Source organism: Avibacterium paragallinarum, from assembly GCF_900450705.1.
In the GTDB taxonomy this organism is placed as follows: Bacteria; Pseudomonadota; Gammaproteobacteria; order Enterobacterales; family Pasteurellaceae; genus Avibacterium; species Avibacterium paragallinarum.
In genome coordinates this window covers 1,274,397-1,295,175 of the sequence record NZ_UGHK01000002.1, presented here as the reverse complement: position 1 = coordinate 1,295,175, position 20,779 = coordinate 1,274,397, and the positions used below count along the sequence as shown (strand labels likewise).

Annotated in this window: 13 protein-coding genes and 1 pseudogene; 11 read left to right on the top strand and 3 right to left on the bottom strand. The window is 39.7% G+C overall.

Going from position 1 to position 20,779, the window contains the following annotated elements:
• The first annotated feature begins 55 nt into the window (after nt 1-55).
• Complete coding sequence (locus DXZ23_RS11115; RefSeq protein ID WP_017807024.1) at nt 56-1,714, top strand: putative transporter; 1,659 nt, start codon at nt 56-58, stop codon at nt 1,712-1,714.
• A gap of 12 nt (nt 1,715-1,726) precedes the next feature.
• Nucleotides 1,727-1,954 (top strand): annotated as a pseudogene (locus tag DXZ23_RS11110) (opacity family porin); the annotation flags it as partial.
• A gap of 96 nt (nt 1,955-2,050) precedes the next feature.
• Here the strand turns inward: DXZ23_RS11110 and plsB are convergent.
• A complete protein-coding gene (gene plsB / locus DXZ23_RS11105) occupies nt 2,051-4,486 on the bottom strand; it encodes a glycerol-3-phosphate 1-O-acyltransferase PlsB (RefSeq protein WP_017807023.1) in 2,436 nt (811 codons plus the stop codon).
• 195 nt (nt 4,487-4,681) lie between these two features.
• Between plsB and lexA the strand changes: the two genes are divergently transcribed.
• Nucleotides 4,682-5,317: a transcriptional repressor LexA gene (gene lexA / locus DXZ23_RS11100; protein ID WP_035660202.1), complete on the top strand. Its 636-nt coding sequence runs from the start codon at nt 4,682-4,684 to the stop codon at nt 5,315-5,317.
• A gap of 402 nt (nt 5,318-5,719) precedes the next feature.
• On the opposite strand, the gene adhE is transcribed toward lexA, so the two are convergent.
• Together adhE and bcp are read right to left on the bottom strand one after the other, a co-directional pair.
• A complete protein-coding gene (gene adhE, locus DXZ23_RS11095; protein ID WP_017807022.1) occupies nt 5,720-8,347 on the bottom strand; it encodes a bifunctional acetaldehyde-CoA/alcohol dehydrogenase in 2,628 nt (875 codons plus the stop codon).
• Between the two features lie 529 nt (nt 8,348-8,876).
• On the bottom strand, nt 8,877-9,344 hold the full coding sequence (gene bcp / locus DXZ23_RS11090) for a thioredoxin-dependent thiol peroxidase (protein WP_017807021.1): 468 nt from the start codon (nt 9,342-9,344) through the stop codon (nt 8,877-8,879).
• 139 nt (nt 9,345-9,483) lie between these two features.
• On the opposite strand from bcp, the gene dapA reads away from it, so the two are divergent.
• The 8 genes from dapA to tsf all read left to right on the top strand — a co-directional run bounded on the left by dapA (nt 9,484) and on the right by tsf (nt 20,608).
• Nucleotides 9,484-10,380, top strand: coding sequence for a 4-hydroxy-tetrahydrodipicolinate synthase (gene dapA / locus DXZ23_RS11085; protein ID WP_017807020.1), 897 nt, complete (start codon nt 9,484-9,486; stop codon nt 10,378-10,380).
• Nucleotides 10,381-10,494: 114 nt separating this feature from the next.
• On the top strand, nt 10,495-11,499 hold the full coding sequence (bamC, locus tag DXZ23_RS11080; protein WP_017807019.1) for an NlpB/DapX family lipoprotein: 1,005 nt from the start codon (nt 10,495-10,497) through the stop codon (nt 11,497-11,499).
• Between the two features lie 123 nt (nt 11,500-11,622).
• A complete protein-coding gene (locus tag DXZ23_RS11075; protein WP_017807018.1) occupies nt 11,623-12,468 on the top strand; it encodes a 23S rRNA (adenine(2030)-N(6))-methyltransferase RlmJ in 846 nt (281 codons plus the stop codon).
• Nucleotides 12,469-12,586: 118 nt separating this feature from the next.
• Nucleotides 12,587-13,942 (top strand): glutathione-disulfide reductase, encoded by a 1,356-nt coding sequence (gene gorA / locus DXZ23_RS11070; RefSeq protein ID WP_017807017.1) that lies wholly within the window; start codon nt 12,587-12,589, stop codon nt 13,940-13,942.
• A 281-nt stretch (nt 13,943-14,223) separates the two neighbouring features.
• Nucleotides 14,224-16,638 (top strand): endopeptidase La, encoded by a 2,415-nt coding sequence (lon, locus tag DXZ23_RS11065; RefSeq protein ID WP_017807016.1) that lies wholly within the window; start codon nt 14,224-14,226, stop codon nt 16,636-16,638.
• Between the two features lie 134 nt (nt 16,639-16,772).
• Nucleotides 16,773-18,629: a peptidylprolyl isomerase gene (gene ppiD, locus DXZ23_RS11060; RefSeq protein ID WP_017807015.1), complete on the top strand. Its 1,857-nt coding sequence runs from the start codon at nt 16,773-16,775 to the stop codon at nt 18,627-18,629.
• A gap of 273 nt (nt 18,630-18,902) precedes the next feature.
• On the top strand, nt 18,903-19,631 hold the full coding sequence (gene rpsB / locus DXZ23_RS11055) for a 30S ribosomal protein S2 (protein WP_017807014.1): 729 nt from the start codon (nt 18,903-18,905) through the stop codon (nt 19,629-19,631).
• 131 nt (nt 19,632-19,762) lie between these two features.
• Nucleotides 19,763-20,608: a translation elongation factor Ts gene (gene tsf / locus DXZ23_RS11050; protein ID WP_017807013.1), complete on the top strand. Its 846-nt coding sequence runs from the start codon at nt 19,763-19,765 to the stop codon at nt 20,606-20,608.
• Nucleotides 20,609-20,779 lie beyond the last annotated feature (171 nt).

The window sequence follows — 20,779 nt, the reverse complement described above, 5'->3', positions numbered from 1 at the left end:
TTTCTATCGATAGGTTGTTATAATTTTCTAGTAGAATCTAGTTTTTGAGGTTGTTATGAATGATATTGCGATTACTATCAGTATCTTAGCACTGGTCGCAGTGGTGGGATTATGGATAGGACATTTTAAAATCCGTGGTGTAGGGCTAGGTATTGGCGGTGTATTATTTGGAGGGATTATTGTTGCTCACTTTACAAACCAATATGGCGTACATTTGGATTCCCATACTTTACATTTTATTCAAGAATTTGGCTTGATCTTATTTGTATATACCATTGGGATTCAAGTTGGACCAGGTTTTTTTGCTTCATTACGAGAATCTGGATTAAAGCTCAATGGCTTAGCCGTGTTGATTGTATTGCTTGGTGCAGCTTGTGTCGTAGTGCTTTATAAAATTGCTGGTGTGCCACTTGATATTATTCTTGGTGTTTATTCTGGTGCCGTAACCAATACCCCTTCTTTAGGTGCTGGACAACAAATTCTTTCTGAACTGGGAATGAATCACGCCACAGGTAATATGGGAATGGCATATGCAATGGCATATCCTTTTGGAATCTGCGGTATTCTACTCACAATGTGGTTAGTGCGGTTATTTTTTAAAATAAAAGTAGACGAAGAAGCAACCAATTTCCAACGAGAAAGTGGACAAGATAAAGAAAGTCTACGTTCAATGAATATTCGTGTTACCAACCAAAATCTCAATGGATTGGGTTTGATTGAAATTCCAGGATTCGAGAGTAAAGACGTTGTTTGTTCACGTTTGAAACGTGGTGAAAATGTGAGCGTACCAAACGCAGATACGAAAATTTTCCTTGATGATTTATTACACCTTGTTGGTGATAGTCACACCCTACAAAAGATGCAACTCGTGATTGGTGAAGAGGTTGATGTGCCGCGTTCAACATTAACGGGCGATCTTCGTTCTGAACGTATTGTAGTAACCAATGAAAAAGTACTAGGTAAAAAAATCAAATCTCTTGGAATTCATCAAAAGTATGGCGTCGTGATTTCTCGTTTAAATCGAGCGGGAGTTGAACTTGTGCCGACAGCGAACAGTACGTTGCAATTTGGGGATGTTCTACATGTTGTAGGGCGTACAGATATGATTGACAACGCGATCAATTTAATTGGTAATGCACAGCAAAAATTGCAACAAGTACAAATGCTCCCAGTGTTTATTGGCATTGGATTAGGTGTGTTAGTAGGTTCCATTCCTTTCTATATTCCAGGACTTTCGGTTGCTTTAAAACTTGGTTTGGCAGGTGGACCTCTAGTCGTTGCACTAATTTTGGCAAGAATAGGAAGTATCGGAAAACTATATTGGTTTATGCCACCAAGTGCGAACTTGGCACTTCGTGAAATTGGTATTGTATTATTTTTAGCTGTTGTTGGATTAAAATCAGGTGGAAATTTTGTAGATACGCTTGTCAATGGTTCAGGATTAGAATGGATGGGCTATGGGATTATCATTACGCTTTTCCCATTAATGGTCGTAGGGGTATTGGCTCGTTGGTATCTAAAACTTAATTATCTTTCCTTATGCGGTTTACTAGCAGGATCTATGACGGATCCGCCTGCACTTGCTTTTGCAAATGCGATTAAAGAAGATAGTGGAATTGCCGCATTATCCTATGCTACTGTATACCCACTAGTAATGTTTTTACGAATACTTTCACCGCAACTTCTTGCTATATTGATGTGGAGTTTCTTATAAAAACCTTATGTAGGTGTACGTTTAGCGAGCAATATTGTTCATATCGATAATTCTGATTCAAGTGGAGTAGAACGAAGAAAACAAACTAAATTTGGTTATGGTATTTTAACTGGATTCTCTTATAGTCTTGATAAAAACCTTGCATTAAATGCAGGCATAGAATATAACCGTTTAGGTGGATGGGAAGATACTAACGTTAACCAATACGGTGCAAAAATTGGACTTCGCTACGAGTTCTAATTAATCATTTTTAATAGTGCGGTAGTTTTCTACCGCATTTTTCATTCTAGATGCTAAGCGAATTTATTAAATTAATAAGGCTTTTCATTAAATCAATCAAGAGTATTTTGCATCTTTTATTTTTTCGACCGCACTCCTAATCGTAAGTCCGACTTCAGCAGATATGAGCTGACAGAGAATTTGGCTTAAATCATCTAGTAAAGATAGATTGACTTGATGATTCTCGTCAAAATAGTTATTTTCCTTTAAGCTTCCAATAAATGCTGAAAATACAGCTTTATCAAAAAATTCTGGTGCATTAATTCCATGCAATACAGATAAACGTTGAGCGACAGATTGGCTTTCTTTCTCCAATGTGGCTCGAGAAATGGCAGGATCATTTTGTAAAATATTTACTGTAATATAGTAACGTTGTAAGATTTCTCTTACACCAGCTGACCAAAGTTGTAGCATTCTGACTTGAGGTTTATAAATTGACAAGATACTTTCATTACATTGAATAATCTTTTGCCGTTGCAATTCTCGGATAATATTTTCTACACGTTCTTTTAATTCATCATTACTGAAATGTAAAAATAATTCGTCACGTAGAAAAGGGTAAATTTTTCCAACAGCTTTTAAAACCAGATCTTTTTGAATTGCACCGTAATGTAATACGATACTTGTGACTAAAGAAGGAAGCACAAATAAATGCTGAATATTATTGCGATAATAAGTCATTAATACAGCAGAGTTGCGTTCTAAGCGGACAATTTCACCAAAGTTATCTTTCTCAATAAGTACACCAACACGATCTAAAGTTAATACATGTTCTAACATCTCTTCAGGTGTTTCTGAGGGGATAATGATATCTGCAGAATAAGGGACATTTTGCAAAAATTGCTGATAACTAGCTAATTGCTCTAATAACTGTTTACGCGTTAATGCCCGTTGGCGGGAAGATAGTAATGCCATTCCCGTTAAATTCATTGCATTTACCGCAGCTGCATTATTAATATTTACCATTACTTGGTTAGATACTGCATCTACGGCTTTATTAAACCACTGAGTTCGGTCATCTTCAGAATGAGTTTCTTTCCATTCAGGAAAATTCGTATTCAGATAATTACTTAGAATGATAGGTTCGCCAAAATTTACATAGCCTTTTCCTAAATTGCGTAATTTTTTGATAACACGCAATACTAAGCCGGCATTTTCTTTTTCTTTGGCTGCTCCGCGTAATTCTTTAGCATAAGTATCCACTTCTAAAACGTGTTCATAGCCAACATACACGGGGACGACTGAAATTGGGCGGGTTTGTCGCTGTAATGCCTGTAACGTCATTGACATCATTCCCGTTTTTGGGGCAAGCAAACGCCCTGTGCGAGATCGGCCTCCTTCAATAAAGTACTCTACAGAATAACCGCGATGGAATAATTCTGCTAAATATTCCCGAAAAATCGTTGAATAAAGGCGATTACCTTTAAATGTACGGCGGATAAAAAAGGCTCCGCCTCTGCGGAACATCGCACCAACTGGCCAAAAGTTCAAATTAATTCCTGCCGCAATATGTGGTGTTACCAAGCCTTGATGATAAAGTACGTAAGAAAGCAATAAATAGTCAATATGACTGCGGTGACAAGGTACATAAACGATTTCGTGGCCTTCAAGTGCAAGTTTACGCACACGATCAGCATGTTGCACATCAATACCTTGATAAAGCTTATTCCATAACCAGCGTAAGAACCGATCCGCCATTCTTAATCCTTCATAGCTCACGTTTGCTGCAATTTCATCTAAAATTTTATAAGCCTCTTTGTGTGCTTTTTCTAATGGAATTTTCTTACTTTTTGCCTCATCTTCAATTGCTTTTAAAATAGTTGGTAACTGCAATAATTTATTAAACATAGCTTGGCGATTAGGTAATCTTGGACCTGTAGCAGAAATACGCTGTTTAGAGAAATGGATTTTTGCAACACGAGCTAATTTTGCCGCAATTTTTTCATCTGAACCATGTTCTTCAACCATATAACGTAAAGAAACAGCTTGTGAAAAACGCACAAAAGTATCACGACCAAACCAAATTGCAGCAGCAAACTTCTGAACTCCATTTAATAAACGTAAATTAGGTAGGCTAGATTTATTTTCGTGTCCTGGAGAGCGCCCCCATAATACGGAAACAGGAATAATTTGCACATCAAGATCAACTAAAGTGCGGTGTAATTCTAAATATTTATTAAAAATAGCAATCGTCTCTTTCTTAGCTCCTTTAGATTTAAAAAAACGTCTTCCTTCATCTAAGAAAACAAAACGCGGCAATGTGAGGTTTCCAATTACATTTTTTTCAAATGGATCAGGCAAACCTACATTTAAACAATTTTTCCGAAAAATCACTAAATCTGTTTGCGAAGTATAAGGCAATACATATACGACAGGTTGAGCAATATTAAGAGCCAGCTCTTCTATAGGATTGTGAGGAATTGGATTATTTTTTACTAAAATAGATAGAGGGAATTCTAATAATTTTCTATATAAATTAAGCACACTTGTCATACAAATTCCATAATTAAATTAATTAGTACAAAAGTGAGCGGTATTTTAACATAAAAATTTGATATCGTTTTTCCTTTTCATATTCAAATTTTATTAAAATTCAGTAAAAAAGATCAAAAAGCACTAAGAATATTGCAACAAATTCTTTTATGTATATAATAACAGTGATTATGTATATAAAAACAGGAGGATGCTATGAGTATGATGAAAGCCCTTACCGCCCGTCAGCAGCAAGTCTATGATCTACTGAAACGACACTTAGAACAAACAGGGATGCCGCCAACACGAGCAGAAATTTCTAGAGAGCTTGGGTTTCGTTCACCTAATGCCGCTGAAGAACATCTCAAAGCTCTTGCAAGAAAAGGAGTCATTGAAATTATTGCTGGAGCATCGCGAGGTATTCGATTGCTAGTGAATGAAGAAGATGAAGAAGAGTTAGATGGGTTGCCGTTAGTTGGACGCGTTGCAGCTGGTGAACCTATTTTAGCTGAGCAGCATATTGAAGGTACTTATAAAATTGATGCTAATATGTTTAAGCCTCAAGCAGATTTTTTACTGAAGGTTTATGGACAATCGATGAAAGATATCGGCATTTTAGACGGAGATTTATTAGCCGTTCACAGCACAAAAGATGTTCGTAATGGGCAAGTGATTGTGGCGAGAATTGAAGATGAGGTTACGGTAAAACGCCTTGAGCGTAAAGGTGCTATAGTTTATTTACATGCGGAAAATGAAGAGTTTGAGCCTATTATTGTCGATCTTTCTCAACCCGTGAATTTTGAAATTGAAGGCATTGCAGTTGGGATTATTCGCAATAATGCGTGGATGTAATCTATTAGTTAGTCATAGTGGTTATATTTATATATTCTTCGGATCGAAGATTTATATGAAATCCTCATCAATTTAGCGATAGCTAAGAATTTACTAGCATTTTATTGATAGAAGAAAGGAAAGCGTGTTAAAGATGTATCATCTTTTAAGTTATTTGATAAAGAAAAAAGGAAACTTTATAGTGGTTTGACTTCAAAATAATATTAGCTCACATCGTATCACGGCATTATTTATGCTTTTTTAGATTAACGATTATTTTGTTAATTTAAGTGCTAATAATATTTAAAGAAAATTTGATTTTTTTAGTAACTAGTTAGAGCCTATCTTTGTAAACACATCGACAAAATTCTATCTATAGTTCGACCGCACTTTAAAAGTGCGGTCGGTTTTTAACGTGATTTTTTATTTGTATTGAGCGGGATCATAACCATAATAAGCATTGGTTAAGATCACTTCCATATCTTCCACTAATGGCAAGCGTGGGTTGGCTGGGGAGCATTGATCCTCAAAGGCGAGTAATGCAATATCACGGCGAGCCGCAAGCCACGTTTGTTCATCGATGCCCTGTTCTTTGAAAGACATTTGAATGCCGACGCGGGCTGCTAAATCGTAGCAGGCTTGGGCGAACGATTTCACGCCCTCTTCAGGGGTGGCACAAGGCAGCCCGAGCATTCTGGCGATGTCTTGGTATTTCACATCGGCTTTGTAGTGGTTGTATTTCGGCCAAGTGGACACTTTTTGCGGTCGCGTGCCGTTATAGCGGATAACGTGTGGCATTAAGATCGCATTGGTGCGTCCGTGTGGGGTGTGGAAGCGTCCCCCGATTTTGTGCGCGAGAGAGTGGTTCATTCCTAAGAAGGCGTTGGCAAATGCCATTCCTGCCATTGTGGAGGCGTTGTGCATTTTTTCGCGCGCTTCAGGATCTTTCTCTTTCACTGAACGCTCGAGGTTTTCAAAGACCAATTTGATGGCTTGTAAGGCTAAGCCGTCGGTGAAGTCGTTGGCAAGCACGGAAACATAGGCTTCTGTTGCGTGGGTAAGTACATCTAAGCCCGTATCGGCGGCAACGTGAGCTGGCACGGTCATCACTAATGCGGGATCAACAATGGCAACTGTTGGCGTGAGTGAGTAGTCGGCGATTGGGTATTTTTTGTCGCCCTCAGTAATCACGGCAAATGGCGTCACTTCTGAGCCTGTTCCCGATGTGGTCGGAATGCCGATAAAGCGTGCTTTGCGTCCTAATTGTGGGAATTTGAATGCCCGTTTGCGAATGTCCATAAATTTTTGCACTAAATCGCGGAAATCCACTTCAGGCTGTTCATAGAATAACCACATTACTTTCGCCGCGTCCATTGATGAACCGCCTCCTAAGGCGATAATGGTATCAGGTTTATAGCTACGGATTAATTCTACCCCACGGCGTACGGTTTCAATACTTGGATCAGGCTCAACATCAGCAAATAATTGATAAGTAACGTGATTTCCGCGTGCAGTGATTTGTTTTGCCACTTTTTCCACAAAGCCTAAATCGACCATTGTGCGGTCGGTGATGATGACCACACGCTCCATTCCTTTCATTGATTGTAAATATTGGATTGAATCCCGTTCAAAATAGATTTTTGAAGGCACTTTGAACCATTGCATATTATTTCTCCGTCTTCCCACTCGTTTAATGTTTAGTAAATTCACCGCACTGACGTTGTTGCCTACGGCGTTTTTGCCGTAAGAGCCACAGCCAAGGGTGAGAGAAGGGAGGAAAGAGTTATACACATCGCCAATACCGCCAAAGGTGGACGGGGAATTCCAAATGACGCGAATGGCTTTAACGCGTTCACCAAATTCTTTCGCTAATTCTGCGTCTTTGGTGTGAATGGCGGCGGAATGTCCAAGACCGTTAAACTCCACCATTTGTTCGGCTAATTGAACGCCCTCTTCACGAGAATGGGATTTTAGGAGGGCAAGCACTGGGGAAAGTTTTTCGCGAGTGAGCGGTTCTTTTGGCCCAACTTCTTTACATTCAGCAAGTAAAATGTTGGTTTTTTCTGGCACGTCAAAGCCCGCTTGTTGAGCGATCCAATGGGCTGGTTTGCCCACCACATTTGCGTTGAGTTTTGCCCCACCGCAGTTGGCACTGTTCGCTTTTGCACCGAACATAAATTCTTCTAACAGGGCTTTTTCTTTTTTATTTACCAGATAAGCACCGTAAGATTTCATTTCTTTAACAAAATCATCATAGATTTCTTCATCAACAATCGCCGCTTGTTCAGAAGCACAAATCATTCCGTTATCAAAGGCTTTCGACATCACAATATCGTGTACCGCTTGTTGTAGATCCGCACTTTTTTCCACATAAGCTGGCACATTGCCCGCCCCCACGCCTAGAGCAGGTTTACCGCAAGAATAAGCCGCTTCCACCATTGCATTTCCCCCAGTAGCTAAAATGGTTGCAATACCGGGGTGTTTCATTAAGGCAGACGTGCCTTCCATTGACGGAGTTTCAATCCATTGTACGCAATCTTCGGGTGCACCTGCCGCCACTGCCGCTTCATACACAATACGGGCAGAGTGAGCAGAGGATTGTTGAGCGGAAGGGTGGAAAGCGAAGATGATTGGGTTACGGGTTTTGAGTGCGATGAGGGCTTTAAAAATGGTGGTGGAAGTCGGATTGGTGGTTGGCGTGATACCGCAGATAACCCCCACAGGATCGGCAATCTCGGTGATGCCTGTTACATCGTCCTCACTGATGACCCCCACGGTTTTTAAATTCCGCATATTGTTCACCACATACTCACAAGCAAACAGGTTTTTAGTGGCTTTGTCCTCAAACACCCCACGCCCTGTTTCTTCATAAGCGTGCATCGCCAAGACACCGTGCTGATCCAACGCTGCCACCGAGGCTTTTGCCACGATATAATCAACCTGTTCTTGATTCAGTTGGCGGAATTTTTCTAAGGCAACCAGCCCTTTTTCCACTAACGCATTCACTTCAGCTTGTGCTGAACTCACTGTGCTTTCAACAGCGTTACTCATAATGATTTCTCCTAAAGTTTATAAATTAATAATTTTTTTCTACGGGAAATTATACCTATTTAAAAACAGAAGAGTTTGTACAAATTTGCATAACTATAATAAATAGTGATCCAGATCAAAATGAAAATATTCTATTTTACAAGTGCTTAACGAGCGTTTAACAATTGAAACTATTGTTAAAAACGTAAAAGACATTATAGGAATAAGGAGATGATTCTGCTGACTTTAGGGAGAGGAAACACAAGACGGTGTGAGCTTTTTAATTACCCATTGCGTTCAAGAGAAAAATTATGTTTGATGAGTGTAACCTCTCTCTTAAATTTTTAGCTATTTTATGCGATTTGTAGTGAAAAATTATGTCGATGACAATCACATTTAGGGGGGATTTTTGGAATAAACGTTAGTATTTAGTCAAAATAGAATGGATGACTGAAAATCCTTTCAATTAGTATTGAAAGGACTGTTGGTTGGGTAACTTTTTACGTTAAACGATGAATTAAAATAGTTAGCATATTTGATATAAAGTGAGTTATTTTGTGTTCAGATAATCCAGCACTACTTGATGGTGTTCACCCGTTTTAAATTTTTCAAATACTTTTTCAATTTTACCTGTTTCATCAATTAAAAAGCTGATGCGGTGAATGCCATCATAGGTTTTACCCATAAATTTTTTTTCTCCCCAAACGCCAAATTGCTCAGCCACTTGATGATCTTCATCAGCAAGCAAGGTGAAATTCAGGGCTTTTTTCTCGGCAAAATTGGCGAGTTTTTTCGGGCTATCGGGGCTAATGCCTAAAATGACGACGTTGCGTTTTTCCAATTCTGCTTTGCTATCGCGTAACCCGCAGGCTTGCGTGGTGCAACCCGGTGTGAGGGCTTTGGGGTAAAAATAAACTAACACTTTTTGGCCTTGAAAATCCGTTAAGGCAATGGGGTTTTCGTTTTGATCGTGTAAAGTAAAGTGCGGTGCAAAATCGCCAGCTTTTAATATTTGCATTAGAAATCTCCTTAAAAATGTGGTGATTGCGAAAAAAAAGATAAAAAGTAACTTGCAAAGTCGGGCTATTTTAGCGATCCTAAACAAACTTTATCAAGCAAACTCAATTAAGATAACAAAAATAATTCGGAGGTCTTTTATGTCAGCAACGAATCCTTTATTTTACGGTAGTATCACCGCCCTGATTACCCCAATGGATCAATATGGTGAAGTGGATTTTGATGCCTTAAAGAAATTGGTGGAATATCACATTGATGCTGGCACGCACGGTATTGTGTCAGTGGGAACAACGGGGGAATCCGCGACATTAAGTATTGAAGAAAATGTAAAAACGATCTTAAAGACCCTTGAGTTTGCCGCAGGTCGCATTCCCGTGATCGCAGGAACGGGAGCAAATGCGACCAGTGAAGCCATCACAATGACGAAATTGCTCAACGGCAGTGGGGTTGCGGGCTGTTTGTCTGTTGTGCCTTATTACAACAAACCGACCCAAGAAGGAATGTATCAGCACTTCAAAGCCATTGCAGAAAGCACGGATATTCCACAAATTTTATACAATGTTCCTGGTAGAACGGGAAGCGATATGTTGCCTGAAACCGTAGCACGTTTATCGAAAATCAAAAATATTGTGGGAATTAAAGAAGCTACGGGTGATGTAAGCCGTGTGGCGAAGATTAAACAGCTAGCTGGGGAGGATTTTATCGTTTTAAGCGGTGATGATGCCACGGGTTTAGAAAGTATGAAAGCGGGTGGTGAAGGCGTGATTTCGGTAACGAACAATGTTGCTGCTAAAGATATGGCTGAAATGTGTAATTTAGCTTTGGCTGGCAAGTTTGATGAAGCGGAAGTGATTAACCAGCGTTTAATGGCATTGCACAAAGATTTGTTTGTGGAATCTAACCCAATCCCTGTGAAATGGGCATCTTACAAATTAGGTTTAATTCCTGAGCCTGTGTTGCGTTTACCGCTCACCACTTTGAGTGAAGCGGCACAGCCGAAATTGGTTGAAGCGTTAAAAATTGCTCAGTTATTATAATTTTAGCCAAAGTGTGATGAGGGGTATTGAGGCATTCAATGCCCCTAAACTTTTTAATACTATAGTTATCAAACGTTGGTCATATTAGTTTTATGTAATCTTGAGGATAAATAGATGAAAAAGTGGTTATTATGTACGCCGATTTTAATGGTATTAACAGCTTGTTCTACCAGCAATGAAAGCAAACAACAAGCAAACGATAATTTTGAAAAATATGCAGAACAGCAAGTCTTTTTTTCTCCATTGGCGAGTGGCGGCGTAAATTTACCGAAACAAGATAGCACCTATGCGTTACCTAATTTTAAGAAACAAGCTTATGAAATTGTGGATATTCGTCCCCCAAGTATGCCAATGGCATTGATTCATCATTCGGTTGCTCAATTTGATGGAGAACATTCTTTAATTGTTTATCCTGTGTCCAAAGAAGCAATTTATAATCTTAATCAAGTGGCTCGTTTATTGAAAGAGCAGGGAATTAGCTTTCAATCGGCATCTAATCGCATTGAAACTGATTGGACTTTGACTGGACGAGCTGATGATATTGGTGATCTGCAAATTCGTTATTTGATTGAACAAGTGCAATATCAAGGGGCGAGTGCGTTGGTGGTGTCAATTCTGCAAATGAAACAGGATAATATTATTTTTACCCCAACAGTGGCACAAAAGCAGCGTTATACGTCTGATCGTTTAAATCAGCTGATTGGTGAGTTAAATGCGGCGTATCGCAAACAGCAAAGTGAATTAAATAGCACTGCGGTAACGCCAATTCAAACGCAATTAACGACAGATATAAACGGTCGTGCTGCATTAGCGTTAAATGCACCTTTTAACCAAGCGTGGCAGCGTTTGCGTGGAGCGTTAAATCAAGTAGGATTTGAAACCACGTCAGAAAATCCGGGGCGTGGCTATCGTGAATTAAAATATAGTCCATTAGAAAAAACAGAATGGGCGAGATTTGGCGTGGCTTCGCCTGAATTAGAAAAAGGGGAGTATGCAATGCAACTTTCTGATTTAGGCAGACAAAGTGCAGTGGTGATTAGCGATGAAGACGGCAATGCGCTTTCAGGTAATCAAGCACAGTCTATTTACCAAGCCTTGCAAGCGATTTTAGCCAAATAAATTGTCATCAAGCAGTTCTTTGATGACACAGGGCGAGCCAGAATGTTCGCCCTTCGTTTTAACTATCATAATCCGCAAAAATAAAGTGCGGTCTTTTTTTATCAAATTTTTAAGGGCAAAAAAATGCTGAGTTATCGTCATAGCTTCCACGCGGGCAACTTTGCCGATGTGCTAAAACACATTGTGCAAATGCTGATTATTGAAAGTCTGCAACAAAAAGACAAAGGCTTTTATTATTTAGACACCCACGCCGGTGTGGGGAATTATCGCTTATTCGGCAATGAAGCGGAAAAAACCGGTGAATATAAAGAAGGGATCGGGCGTTTGTGGGATCAAACAGAAATGCCTGAAGAAGTAGCGCGTTATGTCGCCCTTATTAAGAAACTGAATTATGGCGGTAAATCGCTACGATATTACGCAGGATCACCGCTGATCGCCGCACATTTATTGCGTCCGCAAGATCGTGCCTTATTAACGGAGCTGCACCCTGCGGATTTCCCATTATTACGCAATAATTTCAAAGAATTTGATAATGTTACCACCAAGCGCGATAACGGTTTTCAGCAAATTAAAGCCACCTTACCGCCCAAAGAAAGACGCGGGCTGATTTTGATCGATCCCCCTTATGAATTAAAAGAAGATTATGATTTGGTGGTAAAAGCCATTGAAGAAGGCGTGAAACGTTTTGCCACGGGCATTTATGCCATTTGGTATCCTGTGGTGTTACGTCAGCAAGCCAAGCGCATTGTAAAAGGGTTGGAAAACACCGGCATTCGCAAAATTCTCCAAATTGAAATGGCGGTGCGTCCTGATTCTGATCAACGCGGAATGACCGCAAGCGGAATGATTGTGGTTAATCCCCCTTGGCAGCTAGAAGCACAAATGAAAAAAATTCTGCCTTATTTAACCAAAACCCTTGTGCCAGAAGGTACGGGCAGCTGGAAGGTGGAATGGATTACTCCAGAGTAAGAATTTACCGATTAGATTAATTAGTCGCTTTACTCCGTATTTTTCGGCAAAATAAGCGCAGATTTATTATGGGCTTTTTCGCATTCACAGCCCAATTCACCAATTTAGGGAGTTAAAAATGACAAAACATTATGATTACATCGCCATTGGTGGCGGAAGTGGCGGTATCGCTTCAATTAACCGTGCGGCAAGCTATGGCAAAAAATGTGCCATTATTGAAGCAAAAGAACTAGGCGGAACCTGTGTAAACGTGGGCTGCGTGCCGAAAAAAGTAATGTGGTATGGCGCTCAAATCGCCGAAGCGATCAATCTGTATGCACCAGATTATGGCTTTGATGTTGCGGTAAAAGACTTTGATTTCAGTAAGTTAGTGGAAAATCGTCAGGCTTATATTGGACGTATCCACAATTCTTATAACAATGTATTAGCCAAAAATAACGTGGACGTGATCAAAGGCTTTGCCAAATTTGTTGATGCCCACACCGTTGAAGTAAACGGCGAGAAAATCACTGCAGATCATATTTTGATCGCAACGGGGGCTTATCCTGCTCACCCTGAAATTAAAGGCGCAGAATACGGCATTGATTCTGACGGCGTATTTGAATTAAACGCGTTACCAAAATCCGTAGCGGTTGTTGGTGCAGGTTACATCGCAGTGGAATTAGCGGGGGTATTAAACAGCCTAGGTGTGGACACTCATTTATTTGTGCGTAAACAAAGCCCATTGCGTAGCTTTGATCCCCTTATCGTAGAAACCCTTGTGGAAGTAATGGCACAAGATGGCATTCATCTGCACACTCACTCCATTCCAAAAGAAGTGGTTAAAAATGCTGACGGTTCTTTCACCTTAAAATTAGAAGATGGACGTGAGCAAACTGTTGAAAAAGTGATTTGGGCGATTGGTCGTAAACCAAATACGGCGAACATCAACCTTGCCGCAGCAGGCGTGGAAACTAACGATAAAGGCTTTATCAAAGTAGATAAATATCAAAACACCAATGTGAAAGGCATTTATGCAGTGGGCGATATTATCGAAGGTGGCATTGAACTCACCCCTGTTGCCGTTGCTGCAGGACGCCGTTTATCTGAGCGTTTGTTCAATAATAAACCAAACGAACATTTAGATTACAATCTTGTGCCAACTGTAGTGTTTAGCCACCCGCCAATCGGTACTATCGGCTTAACTGAGCCGCAAGCCATTGAGCAATATGGCGCAGAAAACGTGAAAGTGTATAAATCATCATTCACACCAATGTACAGCGCAGTAACTCAACATCGCCAACCTTGCCGAATGAAATTGGTTTGTGTGGGTAAAGATGAAAAAATTGTCGGCTTACACGGAATTGGTTTTGGTGTTGATGAAATGATCCAAGGCTTTGCTGTTGCAATCAAAATGGGTGCAACCAAAGCGGATTTCGACAACACCGTTGCCATTCACCCAACGGGGTCGGAAGAATTTGTAACAATGCGTTAATATTAAGTGCGGTGTAAATTTTCATCATTTTTAATCAATCCAACCTTTCGGGGTTGGATTTTTTATTTATCTACGCACAAATTGAATGTTTTTTAATCTTTTCCTTTCGTGAAAGGAGAAAAAATAAAATTTGTGTGAAAAAATGACCGCACTTTTAATTTGAATGGGGTACACTGAACGGCATAAATCTTATTTAGCATAATTTATGTTACGAACTTGAACTTTACTAAATTGCCCCAATATGGGAGAGTAATTTCAAGTTTTAAGGAAAGAGAGAAAATATGAACGCCAGACGAACAAAACAAAAAACCATGCCTGTTTTACCATTACGCGATGTGGTGGTTTTCCCATATATGGTTATGCCATTGTTTGTGGGACGCGAAAAATCCATCGCCAGTCTTGAAGAGGCAATGGAAAATGGCAAACAATTATTATTAGTTTCGCAAAAAGTGGCTGAGTTAGAACAGCCTACGGTGGATGATGTGTATGATGTCGGCACGGTGGCGAATATTATTCAATTACTAAACTTGCCAGATGGCACAGTAAAAGTGCTAGTGGAAGGACAGCAACGTGCCAAAATTTCCCATTTGGAAGACAATGGACGCTTTTTTGAAGCAAAAATTGAATTAATAGATACCCAATTCGGTGATGAAATTGAGTTAGAAGTCGCACAAAATGCCGCATTACAGGAATTTGAAAAATATATTGAATTGAATAAAAAAGTACAACCTGAAGTGCTTTCTGCATTAAAAAATATTTCAGATCCAGAGCGATTGAGTGACACAATGGCTGCACATATGCCTGTAGCGGTACAACATAAGCAAGATGCACTCTCTATTGCAAATGTTGTAGAACGTTTTGAATATTTGCTCGGTTTAATGATTAACGAAGCTGGCATTTTAGAGGTTGAGAAACGGATTCGTGGGCGAGTGAAACAACAAATGGAAAAAAGCCAGCGTGATTATTATCTCAACGAGCAAATCAAAGCTATTCAGAAAGAGCTGGGGGAAACGGAAAGCACAATCGATGAAGTGGAACAACTACGTCAAAAAGTAGAAGAATCCAAAATGCCAAAAGAGGCGAGAGAAAAAGTGGAAGCAGAATTGCAGAAATTGAAAATGATGTCGCCAATGTCTGCTGAAGCAACGGTGGTGCGTAGTTACATTGATTGGATGTTGCAAGTGCCTTGGTATAAACGTAGTAAAGTAAAAAAAGACATTGTGAAAGCTCAAGAAATCCTTGATGCGGATCATTATGGCTTGGAGCGTGTGAAAGATCGCATTTTGGAATATTTAGCAGTACAAAGTCGTTTAAATCAGCTTAAAGGGCCTATCCTTTGCTTAGTTGGGCCTCCAGGGGTAGGGAAAACTTCCCTAGGACAATCTATTGCCAATGCCACAGGACGTAAATATGTGCGTATGGCACTAGGTGGCGTGCGTGATGAAGCGGAAATCCGTGGGCATCGTAAAACCTATATCGGTTCATTGCCGGGTAAATTGATCCAAAAAATGGCAAAAGTGGGGGTGAAAAATCCGCTCTTTTTACTTGATGAGATTGACAAAATGGCATCAGATATGCGCGGAGATCCTGCCTCTGCATTGTTAGAAGTGCTTGATCCAGAACAGAACGCCAACTTCAACGATCATTATTTAGAAGTGGATTATGATCTCTCTGATGTGATGTTCGTGGCAACCTCAAACTCAATGAATATCCCAGGGCCGTTGCTTGATCGTATGGAAGTGATTCGTTTATCGGGCTATACGGAAGATGAAAAACTCAATATCGCCACACGTCATTTGCTTAACAAACAAATTGAGCGTAACGGGTTGAAAAAAGGCGAGTTAAAAATCGAAGACAGTGCTATTTTAGATATTATTCGCTATTACACCCGTGAAGCGGGTGTGCGTGGGATTGAACGTGAGATTTCTAAAATCTGTCGTAAAGCGGTGAAAAATTTACTGCTGAACCCGAAATTAAAATCGCTCACGGTAAACAGCGATAACCTGAACGAATATTTAGGCGTAAAACGCTTTGAGTTTGGTCGTGCGGATACACAAAAACGTGTAGGTGAAGTAACGGGCTTGGCGTGGACGCAAGTCGGTGGTGATTTACTCACCATTGAAGCCACTTCCGTTATCGGTAAAGGTAAATTAACCTACACAGGATCGCTAGGCGATGTGATGAAAGAATCTATTCAAGCAGCGATGACCGTGGTGCGTTCTCGTGCAGAAAAATTAGGCATTGCGCCTGATTTCCACGAAAAACGCGATATTCATATTCACGTTCCAGACGGTGCAACACCAAAAGATGGCCCAAGTGCGGGCATCGCAATGTGTACCGCCTTGGTTTCCTGCTTAACAGGGAATCCTGTGAAGTCTGAAGTGGCGATGACAGGGGAAATCAGCTTACGTGGTAAAGTGCTTCCAATTGGTGGTTTGAAAGAGAAATTGCTCGCAGCACACCGCGGCGGCATTAAAACGGTGATTATTCCAAAAGATAATGTAAAAGATTTGGAAGAAATCCCAGAGAATGCGAAAAACAGCTTAGATATTCGTCCAGTGGAAACCATTGATGAAGTGTTAAGCATCGCCTTAGAAAATCCGCCTGAAGGGGTTGATTTTTCTCACTTGATTGCAAAAGAAGAAAAAGCAACGCCACGCCGTAAAAGTAAACGTGCGGAAAGTGCGGTGAATTAATTGCAAGTTTTTTTAATAATAAAGTCGGTAAAGAACAATCTTTGCCGACTTCTTTATTTTTATGCTGGCAATCAAAGCACTTTCGATTATAATTCTCAAGATTTGTCTTAATTTTACATTTAAGGATAATTTCAATGTTAATGGAAAAACTTAGCGATGCGTCAAACAGCATCTTGTGGAAGATCATTTTCGCACTAATTGTGGTTTCATTTGTATTAAGTGGTGTGGCAGGCTATATGTTCACACGCGTTGATACTTTTGCGGCAAAAGTGAATGGTGAAGAAATTTCCCAGCAATTATTTTTAGAGCAATATAATCAAGAGTCCCAGAGAATTAGTCAACAAATGGGAACAAGTTTTGCCGCGGTTGCAGATTCGCCAGAATTTGTTCAGCAACTGCGTAGTACTATTTTACAACGTTTGATCGATGAGCAATTATTACGTCAGTACAGTCAAGAATTAAAACTCGATATTAGTGATGAGCAAATAGAACAAGCTATTGTAACTAGTCCTATTTTTCAGAAAGAAGGAAAATTTGATAATAGACTTTATCAACAAATTCTTGAGAATAATCAACTCACTGGCGAGCGTTATGCACAATATCTACGTGAAGGCTTACGTTTACAACAATTAAATGATGGTTTAGTTCAATCTGTATTTACGGTTCCCAGTCAAAGTGATACGTTTGCGAAATTGTTTTTTCAACAGCGTGATGTGCGTTTACTCCAATTCCCATTGGCTGCAACAATTGCTCAGCAACAAGTGAGTGAAGAAGAAATTGCCACTTATTATAATGCCAATAAATCCGCGTTTGCTGTACCTGAATTAGTAAAAGTACAATATCTTGATTTAACTAAACAAGCGGCAGAAAAAAATGTTAATGTTACCGATGTAGAAGTGGCACAGTATTATCAAGATAATAAAGCTCAATATATGGTTCAACATTTGGCACATATTCAGCTCTCAACAGAGAAAGAAGCACAAGCAGTTTATGAAGATTTACAAAAAGGAGAAAGCTTTGCCTCATTAGCAAAACTTTATTCTATTGATAAAATTTCAGGCTCAAATGGTGGTGATTTAGATTGGGTGGTTGCAGGTATGATGCCTCCACAATTTGAAGCGGTTGCACGAGAGTTAAAAGTGGGCGAGTATAGTCAGCCTGTAAAAGTTGATAATACTTATCACATCATTAAAGTGGAAGATGAAAAGTTTTTACCACTTTCAGAAGTAAAAAATGACATTGTTGCGAAACTTCGCAATGAATTAAGTGCAAAAGCGTTTTATGCAATGGAAAGACAGGCGAATGAGAGAGCATTTGAACAGCCAGATTCTTTACAAGCTGCTGCTCAAACGGCTGGCGTTAGCGTGCAAGAAACGGGCTATTTCCCACGTAATGAAATTCCAGCTGTATTAAATTATAGTAATGTTGTTTCTGCGATATTTGACTCTGAATTAAACCAGGGAGGGACAAATTCAGAAGCGATTAATGTAGGCGAACAACACTCTTTGATTATTAGAGTGGTCGATCACAAACCAGAAGGGGTGAAAACTTTAGCAGAGGCAAAAGATCAAATTATCCAATATTTGAAACAACAAAAAGCAGAACAAATTGTGTTGGCTCAAGCTGAAAAAGTAGCACAATCGTTAACGGAAAATAGTGATGCTACGTTACCAGATGGAGTTCAATTTGGTGAAACAGAACAATGGGTTTATGCAGAAAACAAACATCCACAACTGCGAGATGTGATTTTTGCAATGAGAAAACCGGCGGATAAACCAATATATATGGCTGCAAAAAATGGTGATAATGGTATAGTTGTAATAGAGCTTATTAATGTGAAAGATGGAGAGTTATCGCCAGAACAACTTAAGCAATTTGATATGCAGTTACAACAGACGCAACAAATTGAATTACAGCAGACATTATTGCAGGCGTTAAGAGCAAAAGCGAAAATCGAGATTAATCAAGCGTTTTTAACTCAGCAAGAATAATTCGTAGCATAAAAATAAAACGGCAGCTTTGGAATGACAGGTTGCCGTTTTTATTGGTTTTTAAAAATTCGCTAGTTTTTCACCGCACTTTATGGTATAAAGTGCGGCGTTATTTTGGCTAGAATAGCAAAGTAATTTTTATTTTAGACAAAATAATTTCAAACTTAATTTTTAACAATAAATCACACACATATCGCACGGATAAATCGGGGTGCCAAACGGTCGATTTATTTGGTATGTGGAGGCTAAACCCCAAACAAAAGGAAAATTATTATGGCACAAGTTTCAATGCGTGAAATGCTACAAGCTGGCGTTCACTTCGGTCACCAAACTCGTTACTGGAACCCAAAAATGAAACCATTCATTTTCGGACCACGCAACGGCGTTCATATCATCAACCTTGAAAAAACCGTCCCAATGTTCAATGCTGCATTAGCAGAATTAACTCGTATTGCGGGCAACAACGGTAAAATCTTATTTGTTGGTACAAAACGAGCAGCAAGTGAAGCAGTAAAAGCAGCAGCATTAGACTGTCAGCAATACTATGTAAATCACCGTTGGTTAGGTGGTATGTTGACTAACTGGAAAACAGTACGTCAATCAATCAAACGCTTAAAAGATTTAGAAACTCAATCTCAAGATGGTACTTTCGACAAATTAACTAAGAAAGAAGCATTAATGCGTAGCCGTGAGATGGAAAAACTTGAATTAAGCCTTGGCGGTATCAAAGATATGGCGGGTCTTCCTGATGCATTATTTGTTATCGGTGCAGATCACGAACACATCGCAATCAAAGAAGCAAATAACCTTGGTATTCCAGTATTTGCAGTGGTTGATACAAACTCTGCACCAGACGGTGTTGATTTTGTTATCCCTGGTAACGATGATGCAGCACGTGCAATTCAACTATATCTTGCAGCAGCAGCGGCAGCAGTAAAAGAAGGTCGCCAACAAGAAGTGGTAGCCGAAGAGAAATTTGCTGAAGCAGAAGCAGCTGAATAATTCAGGTGAATGCGGCGAAAGCCCTTATTAATCACAACGATTAATTGGTTAGCAGGGGGCTTATGTTCCCTGCTTTTTTACATAAGTGCGGTCAAAAATCGCATCAAATTTTGTGGATAGAGGATTTTAAAATGGCTGAAATTACAGCATCTTTAGTAAAAGAACTTCGTGATCGTACCGGCGCAGGTATGATGGAATGTAAAAAAGCATTAGTAGAAGCAAACGGTGATATCGAATTAGCGATTGATAATATGCGTAAATCAGGTCAAGCAAAAGCGGCGAAAAAAGCAGGTCGTGTTGCTGCTGAAGGTGTTATCATCGCACGTGTTGCTGGCGACTACGGCGTAATGATTGAAATGAACTGTGAAACTGACTTCGTAGCAAAAGACGCAGGTTTCTTAGGTTTAGCAAATGAAGTAGCAGATTACGCATTAAACAACAAAGGCGTAACCATTGAAGCATTACAAGCTGAATTTGAAGAAAAACGTGCTGCATTAGTGGCTAAAATCGGTGAGAATATGACAATCCGCCGCGTTGGTTCAGTACAAGCACCAGTTGTAGGTTCATACTTACACGGTGCGAAAATTGGTGTATTAGTGGGTGCAGTAAACGCTGATGAAGAATTAGTGAAACACGTTGCAATGCACGTTGCAGCAAGCCGTCCAGAATATGTAAATCCAAGTGATGTACCTGCAGACGTAGTAGAACACGAGCGTCAAATCCAAGTGGATATCGCAATGCAATCTGGTAAACCACGCGAAATCGCTGAAAAAATGGTTGAAGGTCGTATGAAGAAATTCACTGGTGAAGTGTCTTTAACTGGCCAGCCTTTCGTAATGGATCCTTCTAAATCAGTGGGTGAATTACTAAAAGAGAAAGGTGCAGAAGTGGTTTCATTCTTACGCTTTGAAGTGGGTGAAGGTATCGAAAAAGTTGAAACTGACTTCGCTGCAGAAGTTGCTGCAATGACGAAATAATCATTGTAAAATGGCGAATCGAAAAAAGCAGATCTTCGGATCTGCTTTTTTATTACTAATCTACTAAAGAAAGATGTAAAACGAATTTTATAACTATTTAAGCTCAAAGCAAGGTAAGATTCTGATTTAAAGATCATATGAGTAGTATTTTGATGTAAAGCCCGCTGGAGG